This is a genomic window from Streptomyces sp. NPDC005262 (genome assembly GCF_042872425.1).
Taxonomy (GTDB): Bacteria; Actinomycetota; Actinomycetes; order Streptomycetales; family Streptomycetaceae; genus Streptomyces.
In genome coordinates this window covers 89,644-103,172 of the sequence record NZ_JBIAKK010000005.1, presented here as the reverse complement: position 1 = coordinate 103,172, position 13,529 = coordinate 89,644, and the positions used below count along the sequence as shown (strand labels likewise).

The following is a 13,529-nucleotide window of genomic DNA, read 5'->3' as shown; positions in this document are numbered from 1 at the left end:
ATGGCCACCCAGAAGATGTCCCTCGCCAAGGCGCTCAACGAGTCGCTGCGCAAGGCCCTCGACACCGACCCCAAGGTCCTCATCATGGGTGAGGACGTCGGCAAGCTGGGCGGAGTCTTCCGGATCACCGACGGGCTCCAGAAGGACTTCGGCGAGGACCGGGTCATCGACACCCCGCTCGCGGAGTCCGGCATCGTCGGCACGGCGATCGGCCTGGCCCTGCGCGGCTACCGGCCGATCGTGGAGATCCAGTTCGACGGCTTCGTCTTCCCGGCGTACGACCAGATCGTCACGCAGCTCGCGAAGATGCACGCCCGCGCGCTCGGCAAGATCAAGCTGCCGGTCGTCGTCCGGATCCCGTACGGCGGAGGCATCGGCGCCGTCGAGCACCACAGCGAGTCGCCCGAGGCCCTGTTCGCACATGTCGCGGGGCTGAAGGTGGTCTCGCCGTCCAATGCCTCGGACGCCTACTGGATGATGCAGCAGGCCGTCCAGAGTGACGACCCGATCATCTTCTTCGAGCCGAAGCGGCGCTACTGGGACAAGGGCGACGTCGAGACGGACCTCATCCCCGGCCCGCTGCACAAGGCCGCGACGGTACGGGAGGGCTCGGACCTCACCCTCGTCGCGTACGGCCCGATGGTGAAGGTCTGCCTCGAAGCGGCCGCGGCCGCCCAGGAGGAGGGCAAGTCGATCGAGGTCCTGGACCTGCGATCGATGTCCCCGATCGACTTCGACGCCGTCCAGGCGTCGGTCGAGAAGACCGGCCGGCTGGTCGTGGTCCACGAGGCGCCGGTGTTCTACGGCTCCGGTGCCGAGATCGCCGCCCGCATCACGGAGCGCTGCTTCTACCATCTCGAAGCACCGGTGCTCCGGGTCGGTGGATACCACGCCCCGTATCCGCCGGCGCGCCTCGAGGACGAGTACCTGCCGGGCCTGGACCGCGTGCTCGACGCCGTCGACCGCTCGCTGGCGTACTGAGGAGAAGGTTCGTGACGACGATGACCGAAACGTCTGCTCGCTTCCGTGAGTTCAAGATGCCCGATGTGGGCGAGGGACTGACCGAGGCCGAGATCCTCAAGTGGTATGTCCAGCCGGGCGACACCGTCACCGACGGCCAGGTCGTGTGCGAGGTCGAGACCGCCAAGGCGGCCGTGGAGCTGCCGATCCCGTTCGACGGGGTGGTGCACGAGTTGCGCTTCCCCGAGGGCACGACCGTCGACGTCGGTCAGGTGATCATCGCGGTGGACGTGGTGCCGGGCGGCGGCGAAGCGGCGGCGGAGCCGGCGGCTCCGGCCGTGGCCGAACCGGAACCGGCTGCGGAACCGGAGGCACCGAAGGGCCGCCAGCCCGTGCTGGTGGGTTACGGCGTGGCCGAGTCCTCCACCAAGCGGCGCGCCCGCAAGGGCACCGAGCCGCCGGCTGCCGCGGCTGCCGCGATCCAGGGCGAGCTGAACGGCCACAGCACCGTTGCCACCGCCCCTGCCCCCACCGTTGTCCCGGAGAGCCGCCCGCTCGCCAAGCCGCCGGTGCGCAAGCTGGCGAAGGATCTGGGCATCGATCTGGCGACGGTCACCCCGACCGGTCCGGGCGGGATCATCACCCGCGAGGACGTGCACGCGGCGGCCGCGCCCGTACCGGCGCCGGCATCCGCACCCGTCGCCCCGGCCGCGGCACCCGAGGCTGTCGCGGTGCCCGTTGCCGCAGCCCCCGTCCCGGGTGCCCGGGAGACCCGTATCCCGGTCAAGGGCGTACGGAAGGCCATCGCGCAGGCGATGGTCGGCAGCGCGTTCACGGCGCCGCATGTCACCGAGTTCGTGACGGTCGACGTCACGCGCACCATGAAGCTCGTGGCGGAGCTCAAGGAAGACAAGGACATGGCGGGGGTCCGGGTCAACCCGCTCCTGATCATCGCCAAGGCGCTGCTGGTCGCGATCAAGCGGAACCCGGAGGTCAACGCCGCCTGGGACGAGGCCAACCAGGAGATCGTGCAGAAGCACTATGTGAACCTGGGTATCGCGGCCGCCACCCCGCGCGGTCTTATCGTGCCGAACATCAAGGACGCGCACGACAAGACCCTGCCCGAGCTCGCCTCGGCGCTGGGCGAGCTGGTCAGCACGGCGCGCGAGGGCAAGACCTCCCCCGCCGCCATGGCCGGCGGCACGGTGACGATCACCAACGTCGGCGTCTTCGGCGTCGACACGGGGACGCCGATCCTGAACCCGGGCGAGTCCGCGATCCTTGCGGTCGGTGCGATCAAGCTGCAGCCGTGGGTCCACAAGGGCAAGGTGAAGCCCCGCCAGGTCACCACGCTGGCGCTGTCGTTCGACCACCGCCTGGTCGACGGTGAGCTCGGTTCCAAGGTCCTGGCGGACGTCGCCGCGATCCTGGAACAGCCCAAGAGGCTCATCACCTGGGCCTGACGGCTGTGTGAGACATGAGAAAGCGGGCCTGTGCGGAGTTTCCTCCGCGCAGGCCCGCTTCTGCTGCCGGGTCAGGTCACTTGGCGGGTGCCAGGCGACCCAGGCCGCGGCGGGTGCCGCCTCGGTTCCGTCGCCGAGCACAGGCGTCACCCGGTAGAAGTGGGTGGTGCCGGCCGGAGCGGTGGCGTCCGTGTACGACACCTCCGTGACGGGCCCGGTGGTCAGCTGCTCGTAGGCGTCCGTGGCCGGGTTCCAGCGTTCGACCAGGTAGCCCGTGGCGGCCGTGACGGCGTTCCAGGACAGGTCCACCGAGGTACCGGTGGCGCCCTTCAGCGCGGTGAGCGTGAGGGACGCGTTGTCCGGCGTCTCGACGGACGGTGTCAGATCCAGCTCGGTCACGACGCCGATCTCGGCGTCGTGAGTCATCCGGAAGCTGGAGTTGCCGGAGGTGTCCTCGACGTCGACGAAGTAGCACCGCTCCTCGCCGTCGGGCAGCCGCTCATCCGTGTAGGACGTGGTGCCCGTGCCGAGGTACACGGACGAGACGCCATAGCAGACCCGCTCGTCCTCGCTGTCGATCAGCTCGCCGACGTACACGACGTACCGCTTGAGGTCGGGCTCGGTGTTGGCGTTCCAGTGCAGCTCGATGCCGTACTTTCCGGCCTTGTCGTAGGCGCGGACCTCGTAGTAGTACGTCTTCCCGGCCTCGGGCGGGAGACCCGCATACGAGATCGCGGTGGTCCTCTTGACGTGGGTGAAGGTGCTGGAGCCCTGGAGCCGGCGGTAGACCCGGTAGCCCGCGAGGTCCATCTCGTTGTTCTTCGTCCAGGTCGCCTTGGCGTTGGCCGTGGCGTTGTCGAGGACGGCCTGCACGCCGACCGGGGCGAGCGGCTTGACCTTGTCGACGGTGGCCGACGTCCGCGGTGTGTAGGCGAACTTGACGTCGGCGGAGCCCGTCCAGTTGACGAAGTCGATGCGCAGGGAGTGCTTGCCCTTGGGGACGGTGACGTTGACCGTCTTCTTCTGCGTGGTGGAGACGTTCTTCCAGATGTCGACCTTGCGCACTCCGTCGACGTAGACCCGGATGCCGTCCAGGGCCGACGCGGTGAAGGTGAACGGGCCGCCCGAGCCGAAGTCCCGGGTCAGGGACCAGCGGACACCGAAGTTGTTCGTCGGCAGACCGGAGGCGGGGGCGCCGGTGCCCCAGTTCTGGTCGATCACCGAGTCGCAGTCGGTCTTCTTCGGCGTTCCGGAGAACGTGGTGTTGGCGAAGAACTGGCGCTTGAAGACGGGCGAGGCGCACGTCGTCGCCGCCGAAGCGGTCGTGGTACTCACAGCCGTGAGCAGACTGCAGGAGGTCGCGGCGACCGACAGCGCGGCGACGGTGCGCAGGCGTCTGTGAGGGCCCGGGTGCGGGAAGGGACCCGCCGCAGTGCGCGGCGGGCCCCTCCTGGTGTCCCGGGTGCGGGATGGAGGACTACTTCTTGAAGGAGTAGTCCATGATCTTCTTCATGTCGGCGGTCCGGGTGGTCGCGCTCGTGGAGGCGAGCACGGTACCGATTACCGTCTTGCCGTTCCGGGTCGCGGCGAAGACCAGGCAGTACTTGGCCGTCGGGCCGGAGCCGGTCTTCACACCGATCGCACCGCTGTAGCTGCTGAGCATCGTGTTGGTGTTGGACCACGACATGTAGCGGTAGCCACCGCTCTTCGTGGTGACCTTCTGCTTGGTCGACTTGGTCTTGACGACCGCGCGGAACGTGGAGTTCTTCATGGCACTGCTGGCGATCTTCGTCAGGTCGCGCGGCGTCGAGTAGTTCGAGCCGTTCCCTATGCCGTCGAACGAGTCGAAGTGCGTGTTCGTCAGACCGAGGGACTTCGCGGAGGCGTTCATCTTGCCGATGAACGACTTCACACGGGCCGCACGGGTGGTGCCGCTGCCGAACTTGTCGGCGAGGGCGTAAGCGGCGTCGCAGCCGGACGGCAGCATCAGACCGTACAGAAGCTGGCGGACGGTGACCTTGTCCCCGACGATCAGGTGCGCCGACGAGGCGCCCTTGGAGACGATGTAGTCGCTGTACGCCTTCTGGATCGTGACCTTGGAATCCAGGTTCAGGTTCTTCTGCGCCAGCACCACCTTCGCCGTCATGATCTTGGTGGTGGAGCCGGTGGAGCGACGGGTGTCCGCGGCCTTCGTGAAGAGAGTCTTCGCGGTGCCGTTGTTCATCACGTAGCCGCCCTTGGCGGCGATCGTGGGTGTGGGCGGCGTGGCGGCCTGCGCCGTGGCAGCGAAGACGCTGCCTGCAAGGACGGCACCCGCGGTCAGGGCCACGGTGACAGTGGCGGATGCGCGGTTTATGCCCTTAATGCCGATTTTCAACTTGAACGCTCCAAATGCCCCTGGAATGCGGCTACATGAAGGTGCCGCTCGGTGGTGAGACTCATGAGGCCGGCGGATGGATGTGCCGATTCCCGAGGTAATTTCCCGGTCTTTACCGTCCGGATCCCGGACGGTGTCCCGGCATGCACGCATGTTGTATCTATGCTGTGTGCATGCCTGCCGCACCCCCTGCCGTGACCCGCCCGCCCGCCAAACAGCCGCCCGCCGCAGAGCGCGTCTACACCCACATCAAGCAGGCGGTGCTCGACCGCCGCTACGAGGGCGGGACGCTGCTCACCGAAGGGGACCTGGCGGAGGCCGTCGGCGTCTCCCGTACACCGGTGCGCGAGGCGCTGCTGCGGCTGGAGGTCGAAGGGCTGATCAAGCTCTACCCGAAGAAGGGGGCCCTGGTGCTCGCCGTCTCCGCACAGGAGATCGCGGACGTGGTCGAAACCCGGCTGCTGGTCGAGGAGTTCGCCGCCCGCAAGGCCGTGCCTGCCTCGGCGAAGCTGATCTCCCGGCTGGAGGAGCTGCTCGACGAGCAGCGGCAGCACGTGGCGGCCGACGACCTCGCAGCCGTCTCGGTCGCGGACCGCTGCTTCCACGCCGAGATCGTGCGCAACGCGGGCAACGAGATCCTGTCGCGTCTCTACGACCAGCTGCGCGACCGGCAGCTGCGGATGGGCGTCGCCGTGATGGAGGCGCACCCGGACAGGATCGCCGCCAACATCACCGAGCACGGCGAGCTGCTGGACGCGATCAGGGCCGGTGACGCGGACGGTGCCGCTCAGGTCGTACGGCGCCACGTCAGCCGGGTCAAGGTGCTGGTCCGAGGTGACGAACGGTGAGTTCTTCCGCCGCTCCCACCCTGTCCCTGCCCGGTGATCCGCCCGGAGGCCGGCGTGCCGCCCGGGTCTGGGGCATCGGTGTCGCCGTCTACTTCGTCGCGATCATCTTCCGTACGAGCCTCGGGGTCGCCGGCCTGGACGCCGCCGACCGGTACGGCGTCAACGCCTCCGCCCTGTCGACGTTCTCCATCCTTCAGCTGCTCGTCTACGCGGGCATGCAGATACCTGTCGGCCTGTTGGTCGACCGGCTCGGCACCAAGAAGGTCCTCACCGTCGGGGCCGTCCTGTTCACCGTCGGGCAGCTCGGCTTCGCGCTCTCACCGTCGTACGCCACGGCGCTGGCCTCCCGTGCGCTGCTCGGCTGCGGTGACGCGATGACGTTCATCAGTGTGCTCCGGCTCGGCGCCCGCTGGTTCCCGGCCCGGCGCGGGCCGCTGATCGGCCAGATCGCCGCGCTCTTCGGCATGGCGGGCAACCTCGTCTCGACACTCTTCATCGCCCGCGCCCTCCATGGCTTCGGCTGGACCGCCACGTTCGCGGGCAGCGCGGTCGCCGGGGTCGTGGTGCTGGTGCTGCTGCTCCTCTTCCTGAAGGACCATCCGGAGGGGCACGAGCCGCCGCCCGTCGAGCACGCCGGCGCCGCATACGTGCGCAAGCAGATCGTCGCGTCGTGGCGGGAGCCCGGCACCCGGCTCGGGATGTGGGTGCACTTCACCACGCAGTTCCCGGCCATGGTGTTCCTGCTGCTGTGGGGGATGCCGTTCCTGGTGGAGGCGCAGGGGCTGAGCCGGTCCACCGCCGGTGAGCTGCTCACCCTGGTGGTGCTCTCCAACATGGCCGTCGGTCTCGTCTACGGGCAGGTCATCGCCCGCCACCATGCGGCGCGCGCCCCGCTGGCCCTCGGCACGGTCGCGGTGACCGCCGTCCTGTGGGCGTCGGCCATCCTGTACCCGGGCGACCACGCGCCGATGTGGCTGCTGGTCACGCTCTGCGCGGTGCTCGGTGCCTGCGGTCCCGCCTCGATGATCGGCTTCGACTTCGCGCGCCCGGCCAACCCGCCGGAGCGGCAGGGCACCGCGTCGGGGATCGTCAACATGGGCGGCTTCACCGCCTCGATGACCACCCTGTTCGCCGTCGGTGTGCTGCTCGACGCGACGGGCGACAACTACAGCATCGCCTTCGCCTCCGTCTTCGTGCTGGAGGCACTCGGGGTCGTCCAGATCCTGCGGCTGCACGCCCGCGCCACGCTGCGTGAGCGGAACCACCATGTGATCAGCCGCGTGGAGGCCGTGCACGTGCCCGCGTGACCTCTGCGGCAGCCGGCTCGGCGGCGCGCCCGTCTCTTCATTTCACGAAAGACGGGCGCCGCCGACCGTGCTGTTACGGCGTCACGGCGAAGTTCTGCAGGATCGCCGTCGCCAGCTCCTGGTCGCCCTCGACCTTGATCCGGTCCGCGACCGCCGCCGGGCGAACACGGCCGCAGGCCAGCCGGACGTAGGTCTCCCAGTCCATCGACAGCGTCACCGCGGGCCCCAGCGAAGGCGAACCGTCCACCGAACCCCGGCCGTCCGCGTCGACCCTGACCGTGCGCAGGAACTCCACCGGCCCGTGCACATCGAGCACGACTGCCGAATTGGGCGGCGCGCCCGCGTCCTTGGCGACCACCTTCGGCAGCGCGGCGAGCAGCGTGTCCCTGGCGATGGCGGCTCCGGGGGAGTCCAGGTTGCCGGGCGCACCCAGCGTCGTCCGCAGATCCTGCTCGTGCACCCAGACGTCGAAGGCCCGCATCCGCAGCGCCAGTTCCAGCGTCTGCTCGGCGCCGAGCGGCGCGCGGGTCATGGTCTCCGGGTCACGCGACTCGTTCCGCAGCTGACGGGAGCGGCGGATGATCGTGTACTCCAGCTCGGAGGTCATCTCGGGTGCGGTGTGGTGACGCCGCACATCGACCTGCATCTCCATGTAGCGGGTGAAGTCGCTCTGTACGTGGTAGAGATCGCGCGGCAGCGTGTGGATCGGCCGCGGATCGCCTAGCTGCTCGCACTCCATGCCGATGACGTGCGAGACGATGTCGCGCACCGACCAACCGGGGCACGGCGTACGGCGGTTCCACTCCCCCTCGGCGAGCGGCTTCACCAGCTCGGCTATCGACTCGACGGAGTGGGTCCAGGCATCGGCGTAGGTCTGGAGGCTGGGATGGACGGTCACGGGACCCCTCGTGCGGTTCTGCGGTGCATGGGCTGGGCTGCTGGGCGCGGTCGGCGGGCGGCGGCTGCGGGCTGCGTGGGAGGTTCGGTCGCTAAGTTACGCTGCGAGCAGGCACCCCGGCAGTGCTTTCGTGTGACGATCGTAGGCCCGTGTTGACGGCTCGAATGCCAGGACGGTGGTAGTGTGCGCGCCTCCCTCATCCAGATCGCAGTAGACCCGGACGAATCCGTCAATTCCCGCAGGGATCGCGTGGCGTCGCTGGTCGCGGACCAGCGTGGCGCCGATCTGGTGGTCCTCCCCGAACTCTGGCCGGTCGGCGCGTTCGCGTACACCGCTTTCGCCGACGAGGCCGAACCGCTGCGCGGGCCCACCCACGACCTGATGGCGAAGGCCGCGGCCGACGCCGGGGTCTGGCTGCACGCCGGCTCCTTCGTGGAGCGTGCCGACGACGGCGCGCTCTACAACACCTCGCTGGTCTTCACCCCGGAGGGCGAGCGGGCAGCCGCCTACCGCAAGATCCACCGCTTCGGCTTCGACAAGGGCGAGGCGGTGATGATGGGCGCCGGCGAGGAACTCGTGACGGTCGCCCTGCCGCAGACCACGCTCGGCCTCGCCACCTGCTACGACCTGCGCTTCCCCGAACTGTTCCGCGGCCTCGTCGACGCGGGCGCGCAGACGCTCGTCATCCCGGCGGGCTGGCCGGAGCGGCGCCGCGCCCATTGGACGCTGCTGGCCCAGGCGCGCGCCGTCGAGAACCAGGCGTACGTCCTGGCCGTCGGCACCGCCGGCACCCACGCCGGGGTCGAGCAGGCCGGGCACAGCATCGCCGTCGACCCGTGGGGCGAGGTGCTCGCCGAGGCGGGCGCGGACGAGGAGGTGCTCACCGTGGAGTTCGACCCGGCCAGGGTGGCCGCCACGCGTGAGCAGTTCCCGGCGCTCAAGGACCGACGGCTGGGTCTTGCCCCGCCGTCGAGCAGCCGCTGACGCATCGGTCGGACCGGACTCGCACCACCGTCGGGTATCCGCTGATGCATCCGTCGGACCGGGCCCGCCCCGGCGTCGGGCGGAGCCCGGTTTCACGTGAAACGCCCCGGTGGGACTCCCCGGGACGTGTGAGACCTCCATGCCCGAGACCCTCCGGAATGCGCACGCACTCCGGTGATGTTGACTGTTCACATGGCAACACGTGCGCGCGTCAGGGCCCCCGAGCTGGTCGGCAAGGGTGGCTGGCTCAATACCGGCGACCAGCAATACACCCTCGCTGACCTGCGGGGACGCATCGTTATTCTGGATTTTTGGACGTTCTGCTGTGTGAACTGTCTGCATGTCCTCGATGAGCTGCGTGAGCTGGAGGAGAAGCACCGCGACACCGTGGTGATCATCGGCGTGCATTCGCCGAAGTTCGTCCACGAGGCCGAGCACCAGGCCGTCGTCGACGCCGTCGAGCGGTACGAGGTCCACCACCCCGTCCTCGACGACCCCGAACTCGCCACCTGGAAGCAGTACGCCGTCCGCGCCTGGCCGACACTGGTCGTCATCGACCCCGAGGGCTATGTCGTCGCCCAGCACGCCGGCGAGGGCCATGCGCACGCCATCGAGAAGCTCGTCGAGGAGCTGGAGGCCGAGCACGCCGCGAAGGGCACGCTGCGCCGTGGCGACGGCCCGTACGTGGCGCCCGAGCCCGTCGCCACGCATCTGCGCTTCCCCGGCAAGGCCCTGCTGCTGCCGGACGGCGGCTTCCTCGTCTCCGACACCACCCGCCACCGCCTCGTCGAGATCGAACGGGACGGTGAGACGGTCCGCCGTCACTTCGGCACCGGGGAGCGGGGGCTCGCGGACGGCGCGCCCGACGAGGTCCGGTTCAGTGAGCCGCAGGGGCTCGCCGTGCTGCCCGACGGCCGGATCGCCGTCGCCGACACCGTCAACCACGCCATCCGCGCCCTCGACGTCACGACCGGGGTGACGACGACCCTCGCGGGCACCGGCCACCAGTGGTGGCAGGGCTCCCCGACGTCCGGTCCGGCCCAAGAGGTCGACCTCTCCTCCCCGTGGGACGTCGCCTGGTTCGCCGACCGGCTGTGGATCGCCATGGCAGGCGTCCACCAGCTGTGGTCGTACGACCCCGAGTCCGGAACCGTGCAGGTCGCCGCTGGCACGACCAACGAAGGACTGGTCGACGGTCCGGCCGACGAGGCCTGGTTCGCCCAGCCGTCCGGGCTTGCCGCCTCGGCCGACGGCGAACGGCTCTGGGTCGCCGACTCGGAGACGTCCGCGCTGCGGTACGTGGACCGGGACGGGACCGTGCACACGGCCGTCGGCACCGGCCTCTTCGACTTCGGTCACCGCGACGGCGCCGCCGACCAGGCGCTATTTCAGCACCCGCTGGGCGTGACGGCGCTGCCCGACGGGTCCGTCGCCGTCAGCGACACGTACAACCACGCTCTGCGCCGTTACGACCCCGCCACTCGCGAGGTCACCACGCTGGCCACGGATCTGCGCGAGCCGAGCGATGCCGTGGTGGTCGACGGCGATCTCGTCGTCGTCGAGTCCGCCCGGCACCGGCTGACCCGGCTGCGGCTGCCCGAGGAGGCCGTACGCGTCGCCGACCAGGCGCACCGCACCCAGCGCGCGGCCACCGAGATCGCCCCCGGCACGCTCCGGCTGGACGTGGTCTTCCAGGCGCCCGCCGGTCAGAAGCTGGACACCCGGTACGGTCCCTCGACCCGGCTGCTGGTCTCGTCGACCCCGCCCGAGCTGCTGGCGAAGGGCGCCGGCCCCGGCACCGATCTCTTCCGCGACCTCGTCCTGGCCGACGGCGTCACCGAAGGCGTTCTGCATGTGTCCGCGATGGCGGCGTCCTGTGACGACGACCCGGCGAACGAGTACCCGGCCTGCCACGTCCACCAGCAGGACTGGGGCGTGCCCGTCCGTGTGAGTGCGCAGGGGACGCAGCGGCTGCCGCTTGTGCTCGCCGGCATGGACGAGCAGGCCTGACCGGCTGACGGGCCCGGAGCTCGGGCGTCCGGTAGCCCGTCGCCCACTTCGCGGGCCGGTGCTTCGTCCTTCCCCAGGGGTTCATCAAGTGGCTCCTGGGGGCGGGGCGTCGGGGTGCAGTAGGAGTGCGGCGAGCAGACCGCGGCGCTCGGCGGGACCGAGTGGCAGATCCTCGGATCCGGTGGCTGCGGACATCGCACCGGTCAGGTGGAACTCCACTGTCACTCCTCCCCCGGACAGAGAACTGAGACCACTGCCCGGGGGTCCCGCCGAACCGCTGTGAGCTGCGCCGCAGCAGCAAAGCGGCCGGAAGTCGGTTCAGATTCCGTGACGCTCGTCCTCGGACACGACCGTGGTGGTGGGCGGTACGACCATCCGGCGGCGCCGCGCGATGCTCGCGTAGACGAAGACTCCGATGATGCCGACGATCATCATGATCCAGCCGACCAGGTCGACGTTGACGGTGTCCATCTGCCAGTCGGTGGCGAAGGTGAGTATCGCCCCGACGGCGATGAGGATGATAAATCCTCCGAGTCCCATGGGTCACGCCTCCTCGGCGGCCCGGAGGTTCCGGACCGTGTACGGATCGCGTACCCGGCCCCGCAACAACCATGTCTGGAAGGCGGATCGGCCCGCGAACGCCATCGGCACATCCACCTGCCCTCAGCGCCGGAGGGCCTCCACCGGCCGGATGCGGGCGGGCCGCCAGACCGGGTGGACGCCGGCCGGTCCCGGTGAGCGGCCCGATCGCCGGCGCGGCGACCGCCGCGGTGTGCACCGTCGCCGGCGTCCAGTCGCGGACCACCGTCACGGTCACCACGGCGGTCGTACCGGTGCCGACCGGTCCGGCCAGGGTGCCCGGCGCACCCGGCGCGGTGACCGGCCGGCCGCCGGTGCATGGGCCGGCCCCGGCGGAGGGCCGGCCCGGCAACAACCATGTGCGGAAGGCGGATCAGCCCGCCAGGAACGCCGCCAGCGCGTTCGCCAGCAGATACGGGTCGTCCGCGCCGCACAGCTCACGCGCACTGTGCATCGACAGGATCGCGACGCCGATGTCCACGGTCTGGATGCCGTGCCGGGCCGCGGTGATCGGGCCGATCGTCGTGCCGCAGGGCATCGAGTTGTTGGAGACGAACGTCTGCCACGGCACGCCCGCCTTCTCGCACGCTGCCGCGAACACGGCCCGGCCGCTGCCGTCCGTCGCGTACCGCATGTTGACGTTGACCTTGAGGATCGGCCCGCCGTTCGCCACCGGGTGGTGTGTCGGGTCGTGGCGCTCGCCGTAGTTGGGGTGGATCGCGTGACCGGTGTCGGAGGAGAGACAGACGGTCCCCGCGAAGGCCCGGGCGCGGTCCTCGTACGTGCCGCCACGGGCGAAGACGGAGCGCTCCAGCACCGTGCCGAGCAGCGGTCCGTCCGCGCCGGTGTCCGACTGCGAACCGTTCTCCTCGTGGTCGAACGCGGCCAGCACCGGGATGTACGGAATCTCGTCGTCCGGCTGTCCGGCGACGGCGGCGAGCGCGGCCGTCGCGGCGTGCACGGAGAGCAGGTTGTCCATCCGCGGCCCGGCCAGCAGTTCGCGGTCCCGGCCCAGGTAGGCCGGCGGCTCCACGGCGTGCGGCATCAGGTCCCAGCCGGTCACGTCCTCGGCGTCGACGCCCGCCTCCTCGGCGACGAACCGGATCAGGTCGCCCTCCTCGACGTCACCGAGCCCCCAGATCGGCTGCATGTGCTTCTGCCGGTCGAGCTTGAGACCGTCGGTGTTGGCCGACCGGTCCAGATGCACGGCCAGCTGAGGCACGCGAAGCAGCGGCCGGTCGATGTTGACCAGCCGGTGCGTACCGTCGCGCAGGCTGATCCGGCCCGCCAGACCGAGGTCCCGGTCCAGCCAGGTGTTGAGCAGGGTGCCGCCGTACACCTCGACGGCGATCTGCCGCCAGCCGTACGACCCGGTGTCGGGGAGCGGCTTCACCCGCAGATTCGGCGAGTCGGTGTGCGCCCCGGCGATCCGGAACGGGGTGTGCGCCCCGGCGCCCTCCGGCACGTACCAGGCGACGATCGCCCCGCCGCGCAGCACGTACTTCCCACCGGTGGACGCGTCCCAGGCCGCGGTCTCCTCGACCCGCCGGAAGCCGGCCTTCTCCAGCCGCGCCGCGGCGGTGGCCACGGCGTGGTACGGGGAGGGGCTGGCCATCAGGAAGGCCATCAGGTCGTCGGTGTGACCGCGGTCGAAGCGGAGGGGAGAACTCATGTTCTTCACTGTAACGACGATGGGCCGGGAAGAATCCGCGTACCGCCACCCCGGCCTGTGGGCCGGGGTCCACAGCTCGTCGATCGCTGTCAGGTCGATGTCGATGTCGTACGGGGCGGAGAGCTTGAGCCGGTCGTGGTGGACGCCGGTGGAGATGTACGTCCTGCTGACGCAGCCCCTGCTCCAGCAGATACATCGCCGGCGTGTGGAACTTGCGCTGCCGACTCACGAACACCGGGCTCCCGTCGATCAGCTCCGTGTGCGGCGGGAGGTCGAGCGTGAAGTAGTCGTCCACGGTGTAGCCGTTCTCCGGCGGGACCGGCCACGGAGAACCGTCGCGCCGCGGCTGCGACGAGTCGGGCAGTGCCTCGGCGGTCATGGTTCCTCCCATGGGCGGGATTCTCGGCCGTGCACTCAGCGTCCCCAGCCGA

11 protein-coding genes and 1 pseudogene are annotated in these 13,529 nt (G+C 70.0%); 6 read left to right on the top strand and 6 right to left on the bottom strand.

Features of this window, described 5'->3' with window-relative positions; all coding sequences use genetic code 11:
- Both ACFYP5_RS15665 and ACFYP5_RS15660 read left to right on the top strand, forming a co-directional pair.
- A complete protein-coding gene (locus ACFYP5_RS15665; RefSeq protein WP_030930280.1) occupies positions 1–981 on the top strand; it encodes an alpha-ketoacid dehydrogenase subunit beta in 981 nt (326 codons plus the stop codon).
- An 11-nt stretch (positions 982–992) separates the two neighbouring features.
- The gene (locus tag ACFYP5_RS15660) at positions 993–2,423 is read left to right on the top strand and encodes a dihydrolipoamide acetyltransferase family protein (RefSeq protein WP_389035555.1); all 1,431 of its coding nucleotides are present in this window, start codon (positions 993–995) and stop codon (positions 2,421–2,423) included.
- Positions 2,424–3,398: 975 nt separating this feature from the next.
- Here ACFYP5_RS15660 and ACFYP5_RS15655 read toward each other — a convergent pair.
- Together ACFYP5_RS15655 and ACFYP5_RS15650 are read right to left on the bottom strand one after the other, a co-directional pair.
- Positions 3,399–3,758 (bottom strand): annotated as a pseudogene (locus ACFYP5_RS15655) (PA14 domain-containing protein); the annotation flags it as partial.
- 142 nt (positions 3,759–3,900) lie between these two features.
- Positions 3,901–4,800: a D-alanyl-D-alanine carboxypeptidase family protein gene (locus ACFYP5_RS15650; RefSeq protein WP_389035552.1), complete on the bottom strand. Its 900-nt coding sequence runs from the start codon at positions 4,798–4,800 to the stop codon at positions 3,901–3,903.
- Positions 4,801–4,973: 173 nt separating this feature from the next.
- Here ACFYP5_RS15650 and ACFYP5_RS15645 point away from each other — a divergent pair, with 173 nt between their 5' ends.
- Positions 4,974–5,648 (top strand): GntR family transcriptional regulator, encoded by a 675-nt coding sequence (locus ACFYP5_RS15645; protein ID WP_389035549.1) that lies wholly within the window; start codon positions 4,974–4,976, stop codon positions 5,646–5,648.
- Positions 5,645–6,955, top strand: coding sequence for a nitrate/nitrite transporter (locus ACFYP5_RS15640; RefSeq protein WP_389035547.1), 1,311 nt, complete (start codon positions 5,645–5,647; stop codon positions 6,953–6,955). The genes ACFYP5_RS15645 and ACFYP5_RS15640 overlap by 4 nt, the downstream gene beginning before the upstream one ends.
- 73 nt (positions 6,956–7,028) lie before the next feature.
- Here the strand turns inward: ACFYP5_RS15640 and ACFYP5_RS15635 are convergent, their stop codons facing one another.
- Positions 7,029–7,853: a maleylpyruvate isomerase family mycothiol-dependent enzyme gene (locus ACFYP5_RS15635; RefSeq protein WP_389035544.1), complete on the bottom strand. Its 825-nt coding sequence runs from the start codon at positions 7,851–7,853 to the stop codon at positions 7,029–7,031.
- A 183-nt stretch (positions 7,854–8,036) separates the two neighbouring features.
- Here ACFYP5_RS15635 and ACFYP5_RS15630 point away from each other — a divergent pair, with 183 nt between their 5' ends.
- Both ACFYP5_RS15630 and ACFYP5_RS15625 read left to right on the top strand, forming a co-directional pair.
- Positions 8,037–8,837 (top strand): carbon-nitrogen family hydrolase, encoded by an 801-nt coding sequence (locus ACFYP5_RS15630; RefSeq protein ID WP_389035541.1) that lies wholly within the window; start codon positions 8,037–8,039, stop codon positions 8,835–8,837.
- A 192-nt stretch (positions 8,838–9,029) separates the two neighbouring features.
- On the top strand, positions 9,030–10,847 hold the full coding sequence (locus ACFYP5_RS15625; protein ID WP_389035540.1) for a thioredoxin-like domain-containing protein: 1,818 nt from the start codon (positions 9,030–9,032) through the stop codon (positions 10,845–10,847).
- A gap of 84 nt (positions 10,848–10,931) precedes the next feature.
- Here the strand turns inward: ACFYP5_RS15625 and ACFYP5_RS15620 are convergent, their stop codons facing one another.
- The 3 genes from ACFYP5_RS15620 to ACFYP5_RS15610 form a co-directional block, all read right to left on the bottom strand.
- Positions 10,932–11,066, bottom strand: coding sequence for a hypothetical protein (locus ACFYP5_RS15620; RefSeq protein WP_389035537.1), 135 nt, complete (start codon positions 11,064–11,066; stop codon positions 10,932–10,934).
- 99 nt (positions 11,067–11,165) lie between these two features.
- The gene (locus ACFYP5_RS15615) at positions 11,166–11,387 is read right to left on the bottom strand and encodes a DUF6458 family protein (RefSeq protein WP_389035534.1); all 222 of its coding nucleotides are present in this window, start codon (positions 11,385–11,387) and stop codon (positions 11,166–11,168) included.
- 412 nt (positions 11,388–11,799) lie between these two features.
- Positions 11,800–13,098: a M18 family aminopeptidase gene (locus ACFYP5_RS15610; RefSeq protein ID WP_389035531.1), complete on the bottom strand. Its 1,299-nt coding sequence runs from the start codon at positions 13,096–13,098 to the stop codon at positions 11,800–11,802.
- Positions 13,099–13,529 lie beyond the last annotated feature (431 nt).